Origin of the sequence: Peribacillus sp. FSL P2-0133 (assembly GCF_037975445.1) — a bacterium.
Classification (GTDB): domain Bacteria; phylum Bacillota; class Bacilli; order Bacillales; family DSM-1321; genus Peribacillus; species Peribacillus simplex_E.
In genome coordinates this window covers 4,011,841-4,031,459 of sequence record NZ_CP150254.1, presented here as the reverse complement: position 1 = coordinate 4,031,459, position 19,619 = coordinate 4,011,841, and the positions used below count along the sequence as shown (strand labels likewise).

Annotated in this window: 22 protein-coding genes and 1 riboswitch; of the genes, 19 read left to right on the top strand and 3 right to left on the bottom strand. The window is 41.8% G+C overall.

Going from position 1 to position 19,619, the window contains the following annotated elements:
• Window positions 1–182 precede the first annotated feature (182 nt).
• Window positions 183–1,553 (bottom strand): amidophosphoribosyltransferase, encoded by a 1,371-nt coding sequence (gene purF, locus MKY17_RS19425; protein WP_339200377.1) that lies wholly within the window; start codon window positions 1,551–1,553, stop codon window positions 183–185.
• 402 nt (window positions 1,554–1,955) lie between these two features.
• Between purF and MKY17_RS19420 the strand changes: the two genes are divergently transcribed.
• The 7 genes from MKY17_RS19420 to MKY17_RS19390 all read left to right on the top strand — a co-directional run bounded on the left by MKY17_RS19420 (window position 1,956) and on the right by MKY17_RS19390 (window position 5,499).
• Entirely contained in the window at window positions 1,956–2,093 is a 138-nt protein-coding gene (locus MKY17_RS19420) for a hypothetical protein (RefSeq protein WP_339200375.1), read from the top strand.
• A 665-nt stretch (window positions 2,094–2,758) separates the two neighbouring features.
• A riboswitch (cyclic di-GMP riboswitch) is annotated at window positions 2,759–2,842 on the top strand.
• A gap of 18 nt (window positions 2,843–2,860) precedes the next feature.
• Window positions 2,861–2,965, top strand: coding sequence for an anti-repressor SinI family protein (locus MKY17_RS19415; protein WP_339200373.1), 105 nt, complete (start codon window positions 2,861–2,863; stop codon window positions 2,963–2,965).
• 489 nt (window positions 2,966–3,454) lie between these two features.
• On the top strand, window positions 3,455–3,592 hold the full coding sequence (locus tag MKY17_RS19410) for a hypothetical protein (RefSeq protein ID WP_170974034.1): 138 nt from the start codon (window positions 3,455–3,457) through the stop codon (window positions 3,590–3,592).
• 96 nt (window positions 3,593–3,688) lie between these two features.
• Window positions 3,689–3,970 (top strand): hypothetical protein, encoded by a 282-nt coding sequence (locus MKY17_RS19405; protein WP_339200371.1) that lies wholly within the window; start codon window positions 3,689–3,691, stop codon window positions 3,968–3,970.
• Window positions 3,967–4,449 (top strand): VanZ family protein, encoded by a 483-nt coding sequence (locus MKY17_RS19400; protein WP_339200369.1) that lies wholly within the window; start codon window positions 3,967–3,969, stop codon window positions 4,447–4,449. The genes MKY17_RS19405 and MKY17_RS19400 overlap by 4 nt, the downstream gene beginning before the upstream one ends.
• Before the next feature lie 115 nt (window positions 4,450–4,564).
• Complete coding sequence (locus MKY17_RS19395) at window positions 4,565–5,023, top strand: hypothetical protein (protein WP_144526643.1); 459 nt, start codon at window positions 4,565–4,567, stop codon at window positions 5,021–5,023.
• A gap of 296 nt (window positions 5,024–5,319) precedes the next feature.
• Window positions 5,320–5,499: a hypothetical protein gene (locus MKY17_RS19390; protein WP_339200366.1), complete on the top strand. Its 180-nt coding sequence runs from the start codon at window positions 5,320–5,322 to the stop codon at window positions 5,497–5,499.
• On the opposite strand, the gene MKY17_RS19385 is transcribed toward MKY17_RS19390, so the two are convergent.
• Window positions 5,485–6,414: a LytR family transcriptional regulator gene (locus MKY17_RS19385; protein WP_144526645.1), complete on the bottom strand. Its 930-nt coding sequence runs from the start codon at window positions 6,412–6,414 to the stop codon at window positions 5,485–5,487. The two genes, MKY17_RS19390 and MKY17_RS19385, sit on opposite strands and share 15 nt — an antisense overlap.
• A gap of 677 nt (window positions 6,415–7,091) precedes the next feature.
• Between MKY17_RS19385 and MKY17_RS19380 the strand changes: the two genes are divergently transcribed.
• Complete coding sequence (locus MKY17_RS19380) at window positions 7,092–7,430, top strand: hypothetical protein (RefSeq protein WP_339200362.1); 339 nt, start codon at window positions 7,092–7,094, stop codon at window positions 7,428–7,430.
• 527 nt (window positions 7,431–7,957) lie between these two features.
• Window positions 7,958–8,080 carry a hypothetical protein gene (locus MKY17_RS19375; protein ID WP_339200360.1) on the top strand — a complete coding sequence of 41 codons (123 nt, stop codon included), beginning with the start codon at window positions 7,958–7,960 and terminating at the stop codon, window positions 8,078–8,080.
• Window positions 8,081–8,109: 29 nt separating this feature from the next.
• Here MKY17_RS19375 and MKY17_RS19370 read toward each other — a convergent pair whose 3' ends face one another.
• Window positions 8,110–9,381 (bottom strand): replication-associated recombination protein A, encoded by a 1,272-nt coding sequence (locus MKY17_RS19370; protein WP_144549919.1) that lies wholly within the window; start codon window positions 9,379–9,381, stop codon window positions 8,110–8,112.
• A gap of 646 nt (window positions 9,382–10,027) precedes the next feature.
• On the opposite strand from MKY17_RS19370, the gene MKY17_RS19365 reads away from it, so the two are divergent.
• From MKY17_RS19365 to MKY17_RS19320, 10 genes are all read left to right on the top strand, one after another.
• Complete coding sequence (locus tag MKY17_RS19365) at window positions 10,028–10,447, top strand: Rrf2 family transcriptional regulator (RefSeq protein WP_076365115.1); 420 nt, start codon at window positions 10,028–10,030, stop codon at window positions 10,445–10,447.
• Window positions 10,448–10,507: 60 nt separating this feature from the next.
• Window positions 10,508–11,653 (top strand): cysteine desulfurase family protein, encoded by a 1,146-nt coding sequence (locus MKY17_RS19360; RefSeq protein WP_339200357.1) that lies wholly within the window; start codon window positions 10,508–10,510, stop codon window positions 11,651–11,653.
• 29 nt (window positions 11,654–11,682) lie between these two features.
• Window positions 11,683–12,798, top strand: coding sequence for a tRNA 2-thiouridine(34) synthase MnmA (gene mnmA, locus MKY17_RS19355; RefSeq protein ID WP_339200355.1), 1,116 nt, complete (start codon window positions 11,683–11,685; stop codon window positions 12,796–12,798).
• Window positions 12,799–12,920: 122 nt separating this feature from the next.
• A complete protein-coding gene (locus MKY17_RS19350) occupies window positions 12,921–13,586 on the top strand; it encodes a tetratricopeptide repeat protein (protein WP_339200353.1) in 666 nt (221 codons plus the stop codon).
• 36 nt (window positions 13,587–13,622) lie between these two features.
• Window positions 13,623–16,028 (top strand): ATP-dependent RecD-like DNA helicase, encoded by a 2,406-nt coding sequence (locus tag MKY17_RS19345; protein WP_339200351.1) that lies wholly within the window; start codon window positions 13,623–13,625, stop codon window positions 16,026–16,028.
• Between the two features lie 86 nt (window positions 16,029–16,114).
• A complete protein-coding gene (locus MKY17_RS19340) occupies window positions 16,115–16,681 on the top strand; it encodes a LemA family protein (RefSeq protein ID WP_339200349.1) in 567 nt (188 codons plus the stop codon).
• The gene (locus MKY17_RS19335) at window positions 16,681–17,454 is read left to right on the top strand and encodes a TPM domain-containing protein (protein WP_144549914.1); all 774 of its coding nucleotides are present in this window, start codon (window positions 16,681–16,683) and stop codon (window positions 17,452–17,454) included. Before MKY17_RS19340 ends, MKY17_RS19335 begins: the two co-directional genes overlap by 1 nt.
• Window positions 17,455–17,595: 141 nt before the next feature.
• Entirely contained in the window at window positions 17,596–18,060 is a 465-nt protein-coding gene (locus MKY17_RS19330; RefSeq protein ID WP_260397977.1) for a PRC-barrel domain-containing protein, read from the top strand.
• Entirely contained in the window at window positions 18,050–18,265 is a 216-nt protein-coding gene (locus MKY17_RS19325) for a hypothetical protein (protein WP_063233024.1), read from the top strand. The genes MKY17_RS19330 and MKY17_RS19325 overlap by 11 nt, the downstream gene beginning before the upstream one ends.
• A 228-nt stretch (window positions 18,266–18,493) precedes the next feature.
• The gene (locus tag MKY17_RS19320; protein ID WP_339200345.1) at window positions 18,494–19,570 is read left to right on the top strand and encodes an AI-2E family transporter; all 1,077 of its coding nucleotides are present in this window, start codon (window positions 18,494–18,496) and stop codon (window positions 19,568–19,570) included.
• Window positions 19,571–19,619: the final 49 nt, after the last annotated feature.

Sequence of the window (19,619 nt, the reverse complement as noted above, 5' to 3'; positions counted from 1 at the left end):
GTTGTATAGATAAGTGGAGCCATCCATTTGTAGAGAGAAAGAGAGAGATAAGTAATTGTAAGTGGTAAGAGAAAACAGTGACATATTCCAAGGTTTAATAGTAGGAAAATGGCAGGCATCACACAAAGACGGTTGTTTTTGTGCGGTGCCTGCCATTTTTATCCTACTTAAGCTGTATCACTTCAAATATTAGTTGGGTATGCACCACTAAAACAGGCTATACAGCGACTGCTAGTTTCTCCAAGATCCATATCTACTGCCTCTAATAACCCTTCGGTGCTTAAGAAGGCTAATGAATCTGCCCCGATAACCTTTCCCATAGCTCGTTCGTGTTCGTGTTTGTTGGCAAATAGTTCTTCCTTAGTTGGCATATCCACTCCATAAAAACAAGGGTTTCTAACCATAGGTGAACTAATTCTTACATGGACTTCATTGGCACCTGCTTGCCGAATCAATTGGACAATGCGCTTGCTTGTCGTACCCCTAACAATCGAATCATCGACTAATACTACCCTTTTTCCTTCCAAAATTTCTTGCACAGCGCTTAATTTCAGTCGAACAGCTAAGTCGCGCAATTCTTGCGTGGGCTCAATAAATGAACGACCAGCATAAGGATTTTTAATAATCCCCATTTCATATGGAATTCCTGATTGTTGGGAAAAACCAATGGCGGCAGGAACGCTTGATTCGGGAACTGCAACGACAACATCAGCTTGTGTCGGATGTTCTTTTGACAGAATTTCACCTAATTCTTTCCGGATTGTTAAGACACTTCTTCCTTGAATAACGCTATCCGGACGGGCAAAATAAACAAACTCAAAGGAACAAAGGGAAACCTTACCTTTTTCTGCAAATCTTCCAGTTTGAATTCCATTTTCATCTATAAGAAGCCATTCACCCGGTTCAACTTCCCGCCAGAACTTAGCATCAACCGCATTTAAAGCGCAGGTTTCTGAGGCGGCGATGATTGATTCGCCAATTTTTCCAAGGCTAAGCGGACGTAACCCATGACGATCCAAGGCAATTAGCATTTGTTTTTCAGTCATGATAATTAAGGCAAATGAACCGTCGATACGTTTAAGCATATCAAGAGCGCTTTCTGCGAAATGCTTTTTACTTGAACGAGCTATTAAGTGAGCAATAATTTCAGTATCGGTTGTTGTTTGAAATATGCTTCCCTGCTGTTGTAACACGTCCCGTTCTATCCTTGCATTTACGAGGTTACCATTATGAGCGACAGCCAAGTCCCCCTCGCTATATTTAAAAACGAGGGGCTGTGCGTTTTGCAATAAACTTTCACCAGAAGTTGAATATCGTACATGACCAATGGCCATATTTCCGCTTAGTCCATCAAGGATGTCCCGTGAAAATACTTGGGTAACTAATCCCATTCCCCTGTGATTCCTGAATGATTTCCCATCACTAGCCACAATCCCTGCACTCTCCTGACCACGGTGTTGAAGTGCATGAAGTCCGTAATAAGTTAATTCGGCTGCTTTTGGGTGATTAAACACTCCAAATACCCCGCATTTCTCCTGCATTTCTGAATCCATTTTTCTCTTCCTCCCGTTGATATCCTTTTTGTTATTTTTGGCAAAAGGTGAATTTATATCCTATTTATTTACTAAGAGGTAAATCGATATGGATTAAACTAATTGCAGCCATAAAACAGTTCTATGGACAGGTAGGGATAATTGCTTAGCATTATTATATTGGTATAAAAGACTTTTGGGTATAATGGAATATTTTGAATTAATGTATTTTGTATAATTTATAGTAAACTATATAGTAAAGAACAGATATTAATTTATAAAATCTAGCTCATTATAAAAATAGTGAATAATACAGTTAATATTTTTGCAGATATGAAGTTACTTTAATATGAAAATCAAGCAAAGGGACTTCGCAGAAAGCGTTGTCATATAGCTGCCATCAAGATATGAGGAGAATATTTGATGACAAAAAACAAATTTATTACGTACGAGGAAGCTTATGAAAAGAAAGAAAGAAGTAAGAAAATTTTTATTGGGTCTTATATTACTATTATTTTAATTTTGATTTCTTTATTAACTTTTTTTCTTGGTAAATCATAACGGATGTTAAATAGGGCTGAGAAATCAGTTCTTTTTTTGTGTTAAGAAGGTGAATGAGGGAGTATGCAGGGAGCTCTCCTTTTGTCGAAATGGCTAGTCAAAAGAGCCAATCTTTATTTTCAGAATACTTGTTGTGGGACTTTTGTGGGGAATGCTTTGCTTTTAAGCTTTACGTTATGGTTGTCATTTTTCGGTTGGCTCAGGATGTTTAGCAATTTATTAGGTATCCAAATGGAATCAAGTGTGTAAATATTTATAGAGTCACGAACAGTCAGGTTACAGCCATATTATGGCTTGTAATGCTGGCTTTTTTTCTTAGAAGAAATATTTTAAAACTGAATTAATAGTTCAAAATATTATTTTTGTGAAATAGCAAATATAAGAATTTTATAGAGATTATATCTCTATTTTCAATAAAAGAGTTTTATATAAAGCGCATTATACCAATGTTTTTCCATTGTGATGTCACTTTTTGATGAATGATGTTGAAAAATGACGTAAAAAAACGAATAGTATTATGAGCTATTATTACGTTTTTAAGTATAATTAACATTAATATAGTTTTAATTAAGGGGAAATTTTTTAGGTCATGATGGTTTATTTAGCACCATGGAAACAGGGATTCTAGAGATTTATTAATTTTTTAGAAAATTAATGTGAAATATTCTTGAGAAAGGCAAACCTATTGAAAAGTAGGGACGCAAAATTACAGGTCTAAGGCTAAATGCTAAGACGGCTGTTTTACCACAAGTTGGGTGGGATTTGACATGGAAGCTAAAAATGAACGGGAAGAATGGGTTTATCTAATTTTAGAGGCTAAAAGTTTAGGATTATCTATTGAAGAAGTGCGGGAGTTCATAAAAGGAAAATGAAAAATTATCTTAGGGAAGGCTGTTATACAGTCTTCTCTTTTTGTTTTCATTACAGGAAATTACCGTAAAGGTATCTAGAATAAAGAACATGGGGACAATAATAAAAATATAACCTAATTGAGAGGGATTTTTATTATGGATGGACTTAGTGCTTTTGTGAAGGGATTAATATGGGGAACTTTATTCAGTGTACCGTTATGGCTGTCATTTTTCGGTTGGGTAAAAATAATCATGAATTTTATAAAGTAAGCGCTTAATTAAAATGATACCTAGGCAGGATTTAACATGATGATCATAGAATTTAGTTATTGTACATAATGCGTTAGTCGTAACCTACTACATATGTAAGAAATATAGCCTATAAAAAAATAGTTATTAATACTTAAATATTTTTGGTAATGTGCCGATAATACATATAGAGCTCAGGCAAAGGTACTTCGCTGAAAGCGATGTCAGATAGCTGCCATCAAAATATAAGGAGATTATTTGATGACAAAAAACAAATTCATTACGTTCGAGGAAGTTTATGAAAAGAAACAAAGAAGCAAGAAGATTTTTATTGGGACTTATATTACTATTACTTTAGTATTGATTTCATTAATGACTTATTTTATGGGACAAGCATAATATGGATTTTCGAAGGGGCTGAGGAATCGGTCCTTTTTTGTTTTTTTATCCACACATATTGACTAGTAGATTTCTTTCCTACTGAATATGTACAAAATGTTAATTTTCAGTAATTTTTCTGTTAGTAAACTAGTTTCCACTTGCCATCCCCTTATATATATGGGATTATCAAATAAAAGAGCTATATTCCTTATTTTTGAAAAAAGATTAGGGACAACTTATGAAATGGTGGAGTGGAAATTTCAAATGGATTTTTATGATATTTTAAAAGACACTTTTGCAAAAGGTGAGTCTGGACAAGATGTTACTGTAAATGAACTTGTGGAAGAGATTAAGGAGAAATTAAGCGGGATCATTGAAGAACCTGAAAGAATATGATCCGTAGATACTTCTTCCCGGGTTTGCTCGTTTTGTGGGCGATGGTCATCTTCTTTTTTTCCTCGCAGACGTATGAGGAGCAAAGCATAACCCCTTTTTTAGCGCAGTTCAATACTCCATATTGGTATGATAAGCTAAGTGGCATTTCATTCATGTATGGAGGGGTTGAGGTGAGTGCCCAAATAGCTGGAGTAAATGGCTTTCTGGAGTTTTTCCTTCGGAAGGGTGCCCATCTTTTTATCTTTTTTGTGTTTGGATTATTGACGTATCGTGTTTGGGGCCGTTTTGTGAAGAATCCTGTTCTTTCGTTTTCAGGGGCTCTTTTATGTGTCCTTTTTTATGCAAGTGCTGACGAACTGCATCAAAAACTAACCGGTGGCCGAACTCCCTTGTGGCAGGATGTCATGCTTGACACGTTCGGCGGTTTGCTAGGAATCTTCTTTTCTTTTTTCTTTTATCGATGGAGAAGGCGTCAATGAATCTAAGAAATCATTTCAGAAACATATACTTAAGGAGCATGTCTAACAACATGCTTCTTTTTTATGGTTTTCCATTATATATATAAATGAATGATAACCTGTGAGGGTGATGAGGGTGAGGAGACAAAGTAAGATTCCGATAGGAGTATTGACGGCTATTCTCATGGTTTTAGTTGCAGGAGTTTGTATCATTTTTCTTTTTCCGAGCGGATCAGAAAGCGTGGTTGAAGATTTCTATGAGTATGAAAGTGAAGCGGAGTTCGGGAAATCCTGGGATTTGTTAAGTTCTGAAATGAAGCAGCGGTTTCCGAATCGGGCAGATTATGTGCAAAATCGGTCACATGTATTTTTACAGCATATGGATGTGAAGTCCTTTCAGTATGATGTAGGCCGTTCTAAGAAAGTGAAGAACTGGAAGTTGGATAAGAGTGGAAGGCTGCATAAAACGGCCTATGAGATTCCAGTTACACAGGTCTTCAATTCTCGCTTTGGAATGTTTACTTTGAAACAAAATTGCTATGTCGTCAAAGAAAAAGGCGAATGGCGTATATTATGGGATTATCGGTTTGAATAGATTCCTCTCCTTTTTCAGGCTCAAGTTCTTTTTATTGAAAAGGGAGAGGCGCTGCTCTCATGTAATGCCGAATAGATTTACTTCTCATGAAACATATTTCATTCTTGAACGGTCACTGATGGCTTTCAAAATAAACATTTTGTCCTGTGTGCTTAGCATAGCCCAGCTGCCTGCTTTGATTTTCATTTAAATACACTCCTTTTGTTTAGGTTTAATTATTTTAGTTGATGATTGTTGGTTGTGGATTTCCGGGTCCAAAGAATAATTGTGTCTAGTGATTATAGGGGCAAGGGGAGATGGAATTGTCAGCTCATATTAGATTATACCGTCTTTTAATGCCTAATAAACAACAAAAATTCCAACAAATCTCTACAATTGGTGTTCGTTTTTTGTCAGAATATTGGACGGGGAAATTGAAAAAGCTGTCAGGATGCGGGTCCGGACAGCTCTTTCATTTTTTCTTATTTAATGGATAATTGTTCTTTTAATTCGGATTGAACCTTTTCTTTTTCTTCATCCGACACAATATAATAGTAGATTCCGTCGATTTTCGTTCCGGTACCGTTTATGGATGATTGGGTAATGCTTTTGCTTGCATCCCTGTAGTTCTTTTGGATGTCCATCATGTCATCAAACGTCAAATTAGTCTGGATATTATTACCGAGTGCATCGAAGACTTCATCGTATTTCGTCAGGGAGGAAAGGCTTGCGCCTTCTTTGATGACTGCTTCGATGATGGCACGTTGTCTCGATTGACGGCCAAAATCACCACTTGGATCATCATGTCTCATTCTTGAATAGGCAAGGGCTTCTTTCCCGTTTAGGGTCTGCGTTCCTTTTGCAAAATGAATGCCATCGGAGGTGAAGTCCAAATCGTTTTGAACGGTCACGCCGCCGACTGCGTCAACGATATCCTTGAAGCCTTCCATATTGATCTTCATATAATAGTCGATTGGGATATCAAGGAAGTTTTCAACGGTATCCATGGACATTTTCGCGCCGCCGAAGGCAAATGCATGGTTGATTTTATCCTGTGTACCATGACCGACAATCTCGGTCCGTGTATCACGTGGAATGCTTAGCATTTTGACCGATTTCTTTTGTGGATTGACTGTCAAGACGATCATAGTATCTGAACGGCCTTTGTCGCCATCACGTTCATCGACGCCAAGCATGAGCATCGAGAATGGCTCCTGATCTGATAGCGCAAGGTCTTTCGTTCGTTTATCCGTGGTACGGTCTATTGGTGTATGCATTGTGTCAACGGTTTTTGTCAGTGAATTCCATACGGAGTAGGCAAAAGCTCCCCCAGCTAATATGAAAAGTAGGACAATTATCCCGACTACCTTCAGCCATGTCCGTTTCTTTTTCTTCTTTTTTTCATGTCTCATATTTTACTTCCTTCCTCTTTTTGTAACCACTTCATCTATTATATTTAATTTCATAATAAAAGAATAGTATATTTTACTATTTTATAATACCTTTGACATATTTTGGTGTGGTGTTTACTAGTAACTAGAACAAATCTGAGGGGTTAGGAAGTTAGAATCATTAAAAGTTTAATATAGTGAATGATTGGGAACTCTACACTTTTTTCATTGTTGGTTGTGTAATTTGGCCTAGTGCATCCAGATATTTAGAGATTGCAAGTCTTTTTATAATCATGATCTTACAGCCATTTATTATGTTCTCTTTGATTTTTAAATGTTTGAATTATGAAGGGGAGATGCAATTGTGGATGTACAATCCTTTGTCTGCAGCGATGTTGCTTGGAAGTAAAATATTGTAACGGCGGCAAGTTTTGTCTTTACCATGTTTATGATGAGTTTATGGGGAGTGTTTCATGAACTCGAAAGGATTCAACGACTGTTTGTGTCACTTCAGTGATGATATTTGGGCTGCACTCGGCTTTTAGTGGTTCATCGTTGTTTAGCTTGTCTCAAGCCAAGTCGAATGAAGTTTTACACTAAAATGGGTGGTAAGCAAAGTCCCTATTAGAAAGGAGGCGCATATATATGCAGTACGGATATCCCTAAAGAATAAATAAATATTGGAGGCTAAAGAATAAATGGAATATTCAACTGAAAGTTCATCGTACGAAAGCAGTTCAACGGAAAGCTCATCAGATGAAAGTAGCTCAACGGAGAGCTCATCGTCCGAAAGCAGTTCAACCGAAAGCTCATCAGATGAAAGTAGCTCAACGGAAAGTTCGGAAAATGAAGGCGATTCAAATGAAGGTGATTCAAATGAAGGCGATTCAAATGAAATCCTTTCCGACGCCGCAGAAGAAATTGAAAATTCAGCTGAGGGAGAAGAGAATGGCAGCCCTCGTCGTGTGAATGTATTTAAGAAAATGTGGCTGGAAAATATGATTAAAGCTTCGAAGGGTATCTATAACGAAGATTGAACACACAGGTACAGCAACTAAAAAGTTGTTGTGCCTTCATATGAAAAGGGACATGCCGCTAGCAGTGGTAATTGACATATCCTCTTACTGGATACAGGAGCCTAATTTTTCTGCGGCTAAAAGTACGTACATGCAATAATCTGAATTTAAAATGCTGTAAAAGTAATCGGGCTAGAATCATATTTGGAAATGTTGTTTCTGCCCTTGATGAAACCTTAACAGATTGCGGACTAATTTCCGGGAAAGATTGGCCAAGCAAGGCGATTCAAAGGGAATTTAGCCTAAGCGTTCCGGTTTCTAACTAAGAAAGACCTAGCCGGAGCGTTTGGCTGACAGTTATACATACTGATTGTGGATGATTTGGACACAATGGCTTACTGTTTGGATATAGGTTGTTTTTTACGGTCACCAAATGATATCTAAATTTATTGGTCAATATAATTAGAACTATATGGAAATATTCATCTAGTTGGGATTTTAATAGAAGGAAGTTTGTAAATTTAGTTCGGAAAGGAGATATCTTTAATGTGCCGAGATGGAATGTAGCTGTACACTTTACGGCGAAAGTTGGCATCATTGAGAAGGTGAATGCTCAAGGGGAGACGGTTTTTGTTAACAGGGGGCATGTTAAAAGTTTTCATTTTCCATAAAAAAACTCCGGATCTGAAGTGATCCGGAGTTATTTTTTTTTCTCGATATTTTCATAGACCGAGGCAAGGGCTTGTTCAAATTTCCCGCTCTTTTTCGGTTTGTAATATTTTTTGCTGCGCAGTTTGTCCGGTAAGTATTGTTGCTTCACCCAGCCATTCTCGTAGTCATGCGGATAAAGGTAGCCGATGCCTCGTCCGAGATCTGTGGCCCCTTTGTAATGGGCATCCTTAAGATGATCAGGTACATCTCCACTATGGCCGCTGCGAATGTCGGTAAGCGCTGCATCAATTGCGGCAATGGCCGTGTTTGATTTTGGTGATAGGCATAACTCGATCACTGAGTTGGCAAGTGGAATCCGAGCTTCAGGAAAACCGAGTCGTTCAGCGGCTTCGACTGCAGCGAGGGCCCTGGGACCAGCCTGCGGATTGGCAAGAGCTATGTCTTCGTAAGCGATGACTACCAAGCGGCGGGCAATGCTGACAAGATCACCGGCTTCGACCAAGCGCCCCAAATAATGAAGGGCTGCATTCACATCACTGCCGCGAATTGATTTTTGGAAAGCCGACAGTACATCATAATGGGCATCCCCATCCTTGTCATGTGAGAAGCTTTTTTTCTGCATGCATTCCTCGGCAATTTGCAGATCTATATGAATGGTTCCGGATTCATCGGGTTCGGTGGAAATGACGGCGAGCTCAAGAGCGTTAAGGGCACTGCGGACATCTCCGTTCGAAGCAGTCGCGAAATGGGTAAGGGCATCAAGGCCGACATCGGTTTTATACGCACCAAGCCCCCGCTCTTCATCATGAAGTGCCCGTTCCAGGGCTTTGGTTATATCATTGGTTTCCAATGATTTGAGCTCGAAAATCTGGCACCGGCTTCTGATGGCCGGGTTGATGGCGTGATAGGGATTGCTGGTCGTTGCACCGATCAAGGTAATCATCCCGTTTTCAAGATAAGGCAATAGGAAGTCCTGTTTCGCCTTATCGAGTCGATGAACCTCATCAAGCAGCAGGATCACTTTCCCGGACATCTTAGCCTCCGCTGCCACGATTTCCATATCCTTTTTATTATTGGTCACCGCGTTCAGCGTTCGGAAAGCAAACTTCGTGCTTCCGGCAATCGCACTTGCAATCGATGTTTTGCCAATTCCCGGCGGACCATACAGGATCATGGAAGAAAGCTGTTTTGCTTTCACCATCCTTGCGATAATTTTTCCTTCACCGACCAGATGCTCCTGCCCGATGATCTCATCAATCGACCGAGGCCGCATCCGGAAAGCAAGCGGTTTTATATTCATTGCGCACCTCTCCTTTTTATATAAGGTATCACAACTGATGGGGGAAATGCGCTGATTATGCTGTAAAAGAAGTCGAATTCGATTATGGCAGTTCCTTTGGGGATTTAATTTGTGCTATAAGGTTGATAAATCGACCTACCGGCGGAATAATCCTACCTATCCTTCTATGAGAGAGTTAAATAGATAAAACTCTGCCTTTAGTCTGGTCAAAATGGGCTGGTTTGTAATGGTGGGTTTAACAAGGTATAGAAATCATGAAGTGCCGAAATGTGAGCATCAAGGGAATTATCAGGTACGGCAAATCCGCTTTCTTGATTGCCGCCCCTTGGAAAATTTATGGCACTTGTGGCAGCATACTCCGGTTTGGAGGGCGGTGATCGGAATTCTATCTTTCTCTAGCGGTTTAGGGATATAAGGAATATGACCATAGAGCAATAAATTCGATAATCGTTTTATTGCTTTAGTAGAAAGGACCGCTTCGTTATATTTCTCAATTTAAGAAGCATTCCATTCTTTTCTCCCATTTTTCCTACCTCTCCAATTTGGATAATTTGACAAATGGAGGGCGGGTGAATGCATTTCCGGCGGGAATATGCTATAATTTCAAAAGAATTTAGAAACGGATAAATAATTTGAGGTGTATATTATGAAGATATCTACTAAAGGCCGTTATGGTTTGACGATCATGATCGAGCTTGCTAAACATTATGGAGAAGGCCCGAAGAGTTTAAAATCGATTGCCCAGACGCATAATCTGTCGGAGCATTATTTGGAGCAGTTGATTGCGCCGCTTCGTAATGCGGGGTTGGTGAAGAGTGTCCGCGGTGCGTATGGCGGGTATATCCTGTCTAAAGATCCTCAGGAGATTACTTCGGGAGATGTCATTCGCGTATTGGAAGGCCCGATTACCCCTGTTGAAGGAATTGAGGATGAGGAGCCGGTTAAGCGGCAGCTTTGGATCCGGATTCGCGATGCCGTGAAGGATGTATTGGATAATACGACGCTTATGGATTTGGCGAGCTACAAGGATACGGGTGAAATCGATTCTTATATGTACTATATTTAAGTGATTAGCAATGCGCCTATTATGTAGGCGCTTGCGTTTTTTAATGGAGGCGACAAAAAAGTGGACAGAATATATTTAGATCATGCTGCGACTTCCCCGATGCATCCGAAGGTGATCGATAGGATGATGACAGTCATGAGCCATGACTTCGGAAATCCGTCGAGCATTCATGCTTTCGGGCGGGAGGCACGCCATGTTTTGGATGAGGCGCGTTCGAGTATTGCGACGAGCATCGGTGCGGGCCGGAATGAAATCATTTTCACGAGCGGTGGAACTGAGGCTGATAATACGGCGATCATTGGTGTTGCGAATGCTTATAAAGAAAAAGGAAAGCACATCATTACGACGGAGATTGAGCATCATGCGGTTTTGCATACATGCCAATACCTTGAGAAGTCTGGCTTTGAGGTCACATATTTACCTGTGAATGAAGCGGGGCTTATTTCAATTGCCGATTTAAAGGCGGCATTGCGGGATGACACGATTTTGGTTTCGGTCATGTATGGCAATAATGAGGTTGGAACGATCCAGCCGATTGCTGAAATTGGACAGCTGCTCAAGGGGCATCAAGCCATTTTCCATACGGATGCGGTTCAGGCATATGGTTTGATCTCTATCGACGTTCGTGAGTTGGGTGTGGATTTGCTGAGTGTATCCGCGCATAAAATCAACGGTCCCAAAGGAATTGGCTTTCTTTATATGCGTGAAGGCTTGAAGCTGAATCCGCAATTATATGGCGGGGAACAAGAACGAAAGCGCCGTGCTGGTACGGAGAGTGTGCCGGCCATTGCCGGTTTTTCAGAGGCTGTTTCAATTGCTAAAAGCACGATGGAAAAGAAAAAGGAGCAATACAAGCGATTTAAAGACGTATTGCTTGCCGTCTTTGATGAGGCGGATGTACAATATGAAATTAACGGATCTATGGAACAGTCGCTGCCGCATTTGCTGAATGTCAGTTTTCCGGGTACGAATGTGGAATCGATGCTCGTCAATATGGACTTGGCAGGTGTTGCTGTATCGAGCGGGTCCGCTTGTACTGCTGGGTCAATCGATCCGTCGCATGTGCTTGTGGCGATGTTCGGGAAAGATTCGGAGCGGACGAAGAATTCGATTCGTTTCAGCTTCGGTCTGAACAATACGGAAGAGGAAGTAAGGCAGGCAGCTGAAACCACCGTGAAAATCGTTAATAGATTAGTGGGAAGATAATTCTCACTTTAAATAAATGAGGTGACAGAATGAGAAAAGCACCACAGGACACCCGCGTCGTCGTGGGTATGTCAGGAGGCGTGGATTCTTCTGTGTCAGCCCTGCTATTGAAGAATCAAGGCTATGATGTGGTCGGGATTTTCATGAAGAACTGGGATGATACAGATGAAAACGGAGTTTGTACGGCAACGGAAGATTACAATGATGTAATTGCCGTTTGTAATCAAATCGGCATCCCTTATTATGCAGTCAATTTCGAAAAGCAGTATTGGGATAAAGTTTTCACTTATTTCTTGGATGAGTATAAAGCGGGCCGTACCCCGAATCCGGATGTAATGTGCAATAAGGAAATCAAGTTCAAGGCCTTTCTTGAACATGCCGTAAGCCTTGGCGCCGATTATGTGGCTACAGGTCATTACGCACAGGTTGAGTACCGTGATGGCGAATACAAAATGCTTCGCGGTGTCGATAATAATAAAGATCAAACGTATTTCTTGAACCAGCTTACTCAAGAACAGTTGGAAAAAGTCATGTTTCCGCTTGGACACATTGATAAGAAGGAAGTCCGTGAAATTGCGAAAGAAGCGGGCCTTGCCACGGCAACGAAAAAAGATTCTACAGGGATCTGTTTTATCGGTGAACGCAATTTCAAAGAGTTTTTAAGCAATTACCTCCCAGCTCAGCCCGGAGATATGGTCACGATGGATGGCAAGGTAATGGGCAAGCATGACGGATTGATGTATTACACCATCGGTCAGCGTCACGGTCTAGGGATTGGCGGCAGCGGCGAACCTTGGTTTGTTGCGGGAAAAGACTTGAAGCGCAATGTTTTATATGTGTGTCAAGGCTTTGATAATGATGTGCTGTATTCCAATTCCCTTCGTGCAGTGAATGTCAGCTGGGTAGCGGAACAAATACCGGCTGGTGAATTTACATGTACCGCAAAGTTCAGATACCGTCAAGAGGATAGCGGTGTTAAGGTGAAGGTATTGGAAAATGGTGATGTCGAAGTCATCTTTGACGAGCCAGTCCGCGCGATCACGCCTGGACAAGCAGTCGTATTCTATGATGGTGAAGTGTGCCTTGGCGGCGGTACGATTGATGAAGTATTTAAAAAAGGTGAAAAACTGACTTACGTAGGGTAAAATAAGCATGTCCCCAGCTGTGTTTGCGGTTGGGGACTTCTTTTGGATTGCGGGTGTACCGCCTGAATTCGACCACTGGCTTATGCTATACTTTTTAATATAAAAATGGAGTGTGAATGGATATGGATAAGAATCAACAAGGAATTGAATTTATGCAGCAAGGGAAATACGAAGAAGCGGCGAAAGTTTTTAATGAGGCGATCGAGGAAAATCCGAATGAGCCTGTTGCCTACATAAACTTTGGGAATGTATTGACTGCCGTGGGTGAAACGGAAAAAGCGGTCAAGTTTTACAAAAAAGCGATTGAGCTGGATGAAAATGCAGCAGCGGCTTACTATTCATTAGGAAACTTATATTATGAATCCGATTCTAAATTAGTTGAAGCGAAGGATATGTTTGAAAAGGCAATCCGTTTGGGACTGGATAACAGCGATGCTTACTTCATGCTTGGATTGACATTGATGGCGTTAGATCAACCGAAATTGGCGATGCCTTATTTACAAAGAACGGTGGAGCTGAGCCCTGAGGACGTTGATGCGAGATTCCAATATGCGCTATGTCTTGCCAATGCTGAATTGTATGATGAATTGATCAATCAACTGAATTTAGTTGTGGAACAGGATCCGGGCCATGCGGATGCTTATTATAATTTAGGCGTTGCGTTTGCAGGGTACCGTGAGGATGCGAAAGCAGCGATGGTTTATTTTGATAAGGCTTTGGAAGCACAGCCAGACCATATGCTCGCTGCGCACGGAAAGAAACTGTTGGAAGAAATGAATGCTGAGTAAATAAACGGCATATGCATGGAAAGGTGGGGAGAAGCGTTGAGCCAGCAAGACTCATTGGATTTGTTTTCAGAAGAGAAAATGTTCATGAAAGGAAGTCATTTAGTGACGATCTTTCATAATGAAGAAAACATGTACTCGGTTGTAAGAATTCGCGTGCATGAAACGAATCTGAATTATGAAGAGAAGGAAGCGGTCGTAACAGGTTATTTTCCAAGGATGCATGAGGATGAGATCTATATTTTTTATGGGGCCATGAAGGAACATCCGCGTTTTGGCCTTCAATACCATGTAGAACATTTTCGCAAGGATCTCCCTCAATCCAAGGAAGGAATCGTCAGTTATTTATCCGGTGACCTTTTCAAGGGCATTGGGAAAAAAACAGCTGAAAGCATTGTTGAGACACTGGGTGAAAAGGCAATTTCAAAAATTCTGGCTCAGCCTTCGCTACTTGATGATATTCCGAAGCTATCCGGGGAAAAGGCAAAGGGACTCTATGATACATTGGTCGAGCATCAAGGTCTGGAGCAGGTGATGATTGCCCTGAATCAATATGGCTTCGGTCCGCAGCTGTCGATGAAGATCTATCAAATGTATAAGCAGGATACGATCACGATGGTTCAGGGAAATCCGTATAAGCTCGTTGAGGATATTGAAGGGATTGGTTTTGGACGGGCGGATGAGCTTGGGCATCAGCTAGGCATTTCCGGCAGCCATCCCGATCGAATCAAGGCTGCGTGCTTGTATACGCTTGAATCACAATGCCTCCAGGACGGAAATATCTACATAGAAGCCGAGCAGCTATTGGAGGCTGTCAAACGTCTGCTGGAGGAAAATAAACGGGATCGCATTGAGTTCACGAACATTTCCTCGGAAATAATCGAATTGACGCAAGAGGGGAAAATAGTTGTCGAGGATCAACGAATTTATCCGCCTTCGCTATTCTATTCGGAAAAGGGAATCGTGATGAACATCAAGAGGCTGCTTGCTCAAACCGAGTATGAGGACCAGTTCCCGGAATCGGAGTTCTTGCTGGCACTTGGGGAGCTGGAAGAGCGGCTGGATGTATCCTATGCCCCGGCCCAAAAGGAAGCGATCCAAACAGCCCTGCAATCACCCATGTTAATCTTGACGGGCGGACCTGGTACCGGTAAGACGACAGTCATCAAAGGCATCGTTGAGCTATATGCAGAGCTGCATGGTGTATCCATGGATATTAACGATTATAAAAAAGAAGGAAGCGATCCATTTCCATTCGTACTTGCGGCCCCTACCGGCCGTGCAGCGAAACGCATGGCCGAATCCACGGGGCTCCCCGCTGTTACGATCCATCGTTTGCTTGGGTGGAACGGGAGTGAAGGCTTTTCCCATGATGAGGATAATCAGCTGGATGGCCGTATCGTAATCATCGATGAGGTTTCCATGGTGGATACTTGGCTGGCCCATCAATTGTTTAAAGCTCTGCCGGAAAATGTCCAAGTGATATTGGTTGGTGATGAAGATCAGCTGCCATCTGTAGGCCCTGGGCAGGTTTTAAAGGATTTGCTTGCATCGAATTGTGTACCGACTGTCAGTCTGGAACATATTTATCGTCAAGCTGATGGCTCATCGATCATTGAATTGGCCCATGAAATCAAAAAAGGAAGGCTTCCGGATGATGTCACGAAACAGCAAGAAGATCGATCGTTCATTCGCTGCCAAACAGGTCAAATCCCCCAAGTAATCGAGAAAGTGGTTGCTAATGCGAGGACGAAAGGCTTCACGGCCAAGGATATACAGGTGCTGGCTCCCATGTATAGAGGGCCTGCCGGGATTGATGCCCTGAATAAAATGCTTCAGGAAGTGTTCAATAGCAATGTGAATGAAAAGCGGCGGGAAATAAAATTCGGAGATGTGATATACAGAACGGGAGATAAGGTGCTTCAACTGGTGAACCAGCCAGAGGAGGGTGTCTTTAATGGCGATATGGGTGAAATCGTGTCCATATTGTTCGCTAAAGAAAATACCGATCATGTCGATAAAGTAATCATATCGTTCGAAGGCATCGAAGTGACTTACACGAAACAGGACTTGAACCAGATTACACATGCCTATTGCTGCTCCATCCATAAGTCGCAGGGAAGTGAATTCCCGATTGTCATTTTACCTGTAGTGAAAAGTTATTATCGGATGCTCCGCCGTAATTTATTGTATACGGCGATTACCCGCAGTAAAAATTTCTTGATCCTTTGTGGTGAAGAGGATGCATTCCGTTTAGGGATCGAGCGTAATGATGAGATGCGCCGGAAAACGACTTTGCGTGAAAAGCTGCAAGAGATTTTGAGTGAAGAAGAAATGCCGGTGGTAAAGGAAGAGGTACAACAACAATCAAGTTATCTTGATATTCTCATGCATGCTGATCCGATGATCGGGATGGAGAATGTCACGCCATATGATTTTATGTAGCTCTATTTGATGAATTTTGTTTAAAATTCATAGTTTTGGTGGAACTATAGAATATAACTTATATGTGAAAGAGTAGGGGGAATTAGATGAAAAAAGGTTGGATAATAGGGATAGTCGTTGTCGTTTTACTGGTCATTTTTGGTGCATCTTCGTACAACGGCCTTGTAAGTGCCAGTGAAGACGTCGACAATAAATGGTCACAGGTGGATAACCAATTAAAACGGAGAGCGGATTTGATTCCGAATCTTGTCGAAACGGTTAAGGGTTATGCTTCGCATGAAACGGAAGCCATTAAAGCGGTGAGCGATGCACGCTCGAAGCTGGCTGGTGCCAATTCGACTGAAGATGCGATTGCAGCCGATCAACAATTAAGCGGGGCCTTGAGCCGGCTTTTGGTGGTTGTGGAGAACTATCCGGATTTAAAGGCAAATGAGAACTTTAAGAGCCTCATGGATAGTTTGGAAGGAACGGAAAATCGGCTCACGGTAGCCCGAAAAGACTATAATGATGAAGTTACCAACTATAATAAAATGATTAAACGCTTTCCGAAGAATGTGATGGCAGGAGCGTTCGGGTTCGATGCCAAACCATATTTTGAAGTGACCGATCAAGAAAAAGAAACGCCAAAGGTTGATTTCGGGAGCGATAAATAATGAAAAAACTCGCTGTGTTTGCGCTATTCTTCATTCTCACGTTCAGTTTAGCAAACGTGGCCGCAGCACAACCTAACATTCCTGAACCAGTTGGGGATATATATGTTCAGGACTTTGCCGGAGTCCTGAGTGAACAGGAAAAATCCGAACTCATCGAACTTGGGAAACGATTGGATGATGCCACAAAGGCACAAATTTCCGTTTTGACGGTTGATTCGATGGAAGGATCCGAAATCGAGGAGTACTCGGTCGAGGCATTGAGATCATTCAAGCTTGGGGATGCCGAGCTGAACAATGGAGTCCTCATTGTGCTGGCCATGGAAGAACAGAAAATCCGTATTGAAGTGGGGTACGGTTTGGAAGGGGCCATTACCGATATAAAATCTGGACAGATTTTGGATGATGTGGCTATCCCTGCGCTGAAAGAGGGTAAATATGATGTTGCCCTGACGGAAACCTATAAGGCCGTATATAACGATGTCACGAAAGAATACAACTTAGGTGACGAGTTTTATCAGGATCTCTCCGTTCAGCCCGAGTCAGAAACCTTTCAGCCATCAGGTTTACAGATTTTCCTGATCATCATCGTTGTCATCATCGTATTCATCCTCGATGCCAAGTTCTTTAAAGGATTTTTCCTTCAAACGCTAATCAATATCCTTTTGATATTCATCAGTCGCGGAGGCGGCGGCGGCCGTGGAGGCGGCAGCGGCGGTCCACGGGGCGGCGGAGGAGGAAGTTCCGGTGGCGGAGGTGCCAGCAGAGGATGGTAAAGCAGTGGGTCAGACCGGGAAACCGGTCTTTTTTTTATGCATGGTCCCTGTATTTTAAGGAAGTTGCACCAACAATGGAAAACCTTTCAGCACATCTATTTTCAGCAGTAAAGAGATAATAAAAATGTTCGGAAAGGCGGGATGACCTTGCGGACGTTTTCTTTATTGAAAGGTATGCCGGTTTTTACAATCAAAGGAGAAAGAATCGGCACGGTCCACGATTTATCAATTTCTGAAATGGGACAGGTAACAGGGTTGGTCATTCATCAACAAGCATTGTTCAAAAGAGCTTTTCATTTGAGACTTGACGATATTTCTTCATTCGGTCCAGATGGGATCGTCATCAGGCAGCAAGATTCAACCTTAAGTAAAGTGCCTGCGGATTCCATTTGCCTGTCGAAGGACGAGTTATTGGGACGCATGCTTTTTTCAGAAATGGGCGAAGAACTTGGTTTACTGCAGGATGTATATTTCAAGGAGAAAATGGGCACGATTATAGCGTATGAAACAACGGATGGATTTTTCTCTGAGTCGACAGTGATAGAATCAAAACAGCCGCCTGCAGTAGGGAAGGATACCATCATTGTTTCAGTTTATGAACAGTGAGGTGTCCATTTTGGAAATAAAATGTCCGAATTGCCGCAGTAAAGATGTCGGGAAGATTGGCGTAAATCAATATTATTGTTGGAATTGCTTTATTGAAATGACTCTATCCGAAGGGCTCATTAATACGCATCAGGTCGAGGAAGATGGAAGTTTAAGCTCATTGGACGATTTGTTTGAGGAAAATGACCGCCGCTTCAGTATGTAATTAACGGAAGAGGTGTTTGCAATGGCTAGACGTTCACGCAATACTCTAATGAATATGGGTTCGGATTTGATGAACTCGAAGATGGTCAAACGGAACATGAAGAAAATACGCAAAAGATTAAAGTCTTTATTATAGCAGGAATGGGTGTCCTGAATTAATGAGGGCACTCTTTTTTATGTATGAAAACCTTCCGCCTTTCGAAGAATAAATGAGCGGGAGGTGTTTATTGTGAGTATTCGTTTAAAATGGTTTTATCGCCTGGGTTTTTTATTGCTCTTATTTTTCGTTATCTATATTTTTATGAAACTTAAGCCCATGTGGGGACCTGCCGTCACTGTATTCGTGACGGTACTGCTGCCTTTTTTGATTGGTGCGTTCATCAGCTACTTGCTGCACCCTGTAGTGGAATATTTAAATGAGAAAGGGATGCGTCGCTGGCTTTCGATTACGATCATCTATTTGTTGTTTTTCGGAGGGATCGGCTTTGCTGTGTATAAAGGTATTCCTGTGATGGTCAGCCAGGTACGCGAGCTTTCGGAAAGCGTACCGGAACTGGTTGAACAGTACCGGGGCAGAATTGATAAACTCAACCATCAGACGGCGGCCTGGCCGTTCGGAATTCATGAAAGATTCGAAGAAGGTGTCACCCTTTTCGAAGGTTGGCTGAAGCGTATACCTGAAAAGGCGATGGAGTATGCAATGAGGATGATTGATTTCATACTCCTTATTGCGTTGATTCCATTCATTGCTTTTTATATCCTGAAAGATTTCACAGCTTTAAAAAAAATGGCATGGTATATGACTCCGAAGAAGTGGCGCAAGCAGGGACGGGCATTCGTTCGTGATGTGGATGCGTCGCTTGGCGGATATATCCGCGGACAAATCATCGTCTGTGCCGTGATCGGATTGATTTCCTCGCTGCTGTTCTGGGTAGTCGGAATGCAATATCCGCTTCTATTGGGGGCGATTATCGGAATAACGAATGTCATTCCGTATTTCGGACCGATTATTGGGGCCATTCCCGCAGTGATCATCGCCGCGACAATGTCAGTTAAAATGGTGTTGATCATCGCGGTCATCGTGCTCGTACTTCAATTTCTTGAGGGAAATATCCTGTCGCCGCTAATAGTCGGTAAAAGCCTCCATATGCATCCGCTGTTCATCATGCTTGCATTATTGGCCGGAGGCGAAATAGGCGGTATCGTGGGCATGGTCGTTTCGATTCCCATTTTGGCTGTGTTGAAAGTTTTTGTACTTCATGCCCGCGTTCACTTTAGAAAGAAGCCGCCCCTTATTGACAAATAAAAGTCTTGTGAATATAATCCATTACATAAGATAATTCGTTGAAGGATGA

Excerpts from the sequence above, each read along its gene's own strand:
- MKY17_RS19390 (WP_339200366.1), top strand. The coding sequence starts at position 5,320 with ATGGAATTGTCAGCTCATATTAGATTATACCGTCTTTTAATGCCTAAT.
- MKY17_RS19325 (WP_063233024.1), top strand. The coding sequence starts at position 18,050 with ATGAACAGTGAGGTGTCCATTTTGGAAATAAAATGTCCGAATTGCCGC.
- MKY17_RS19410 (WP_170974034.1), top strand. The coding sequence starts at position 3,455 with ATGACAAAAAACAAATTCATTACGTTCGAGGAAGTTTATGAAAAGAAA.
- MKY17_RS19350 (WP_339200353.1), top strand. The coding sequence starts at position 12,921 with ATGGATAAGAATCAACAAGGAATTGAATTTATGCAGCAAGGGAAATAC.
- mnmA (WP_339200355.1), top strand. The coding sequence starts at position 11,683 with ATGAGAAAAGCACCACAGGACACCCGCGTCGTCGTGGGTATGTCAGGA.
- MKY17_RS19420 (WP_339200375.1), top strand. The coding sequence starts at position 1,956 with ATGACAAAAAACAAATTTATTACGTACGAGGAAGCTTATGAAAAGAAA.
- MKY17_RS19365 (WP_076365115.1), top strand. The coding sequence starts at position 10,028 with ATGAAGATATCTACTAAAGGCCGTTATGGTTTGACGATCATGATCGAG.
- MKY17_RS19335 (WP_144549914.1), top strand. The coding sequence starts at position 16,681 with ATGAAAAAACTCGCTGTGTTTGCGCTATTCTTCATTCTCACGTTCAGT.
- purF (WP_339200377.1), bottom strand. The coding sequence starts at position 1,553 with ATGGATTCAGAAATGCAGGAGAAATGCGGGGTATTTGGAGTGTTTAAT.
- MKY17_RS19380 (WP_339200362.1), top strand. The coding sequence starts at position 7,092 with ATGGAATATTCAACTGAAAGTTCATCGTACGAAAGCAGTTCAACGGAA.
- MKY17_RS19340 (WP_339200349.1), top strand. The coding sequence starts at position 16,115 with ATGAAAAAAGGTTGGATAATAGGGATAGTCGTTGTCGTTTTACTGGTC.
- MKY17_RS19330 (WP_260397977.1), top strand. The coding sequence starts at position 17,596 with ATGACCTTGCGGACGTTTTCTTTATTGAAAGGTATGCCGGTTTTTACA.
- MKY17_RS19370 (WP_144549919.1), bottom strand. The coding sequence starts at position 9,381 with ATGAATATAAAACCGCTTGCTTTCCGGATGCGGCCTCGGTCGATTGAT.
- MKY17_RS19415 (WP_339200373.1), top strand. The coding sequence starts at position 2,861 with ATGGAAGCTAAAAATGAACGGGAAGAATGGGTTTATCTAATTTTAGAG.
- MKY17_RS19400 (WP_339200369.1), top strand. The coding sequence starts at position 3,967 with ATGATCCGTAGATACTTCTTCCCGGGTTTGCTCGTTTTGTGGGCGATG.
- MKY17_RS19385 (WP_144526645.1), bottom strand. The coding sequence starts at position 6,414 with ATGAGACATGAAAAAAAGAAGAAAAAGAAACGGACATGGCTGAAGGTA.
- MKY17_RS19405 (WP_339200371.1), top strand. The coding sequence starts at position 3,689 with ATGTTAATTTTCAGTAATTTTTCTGTTAGTAAACTAGTTTCCACTTGC.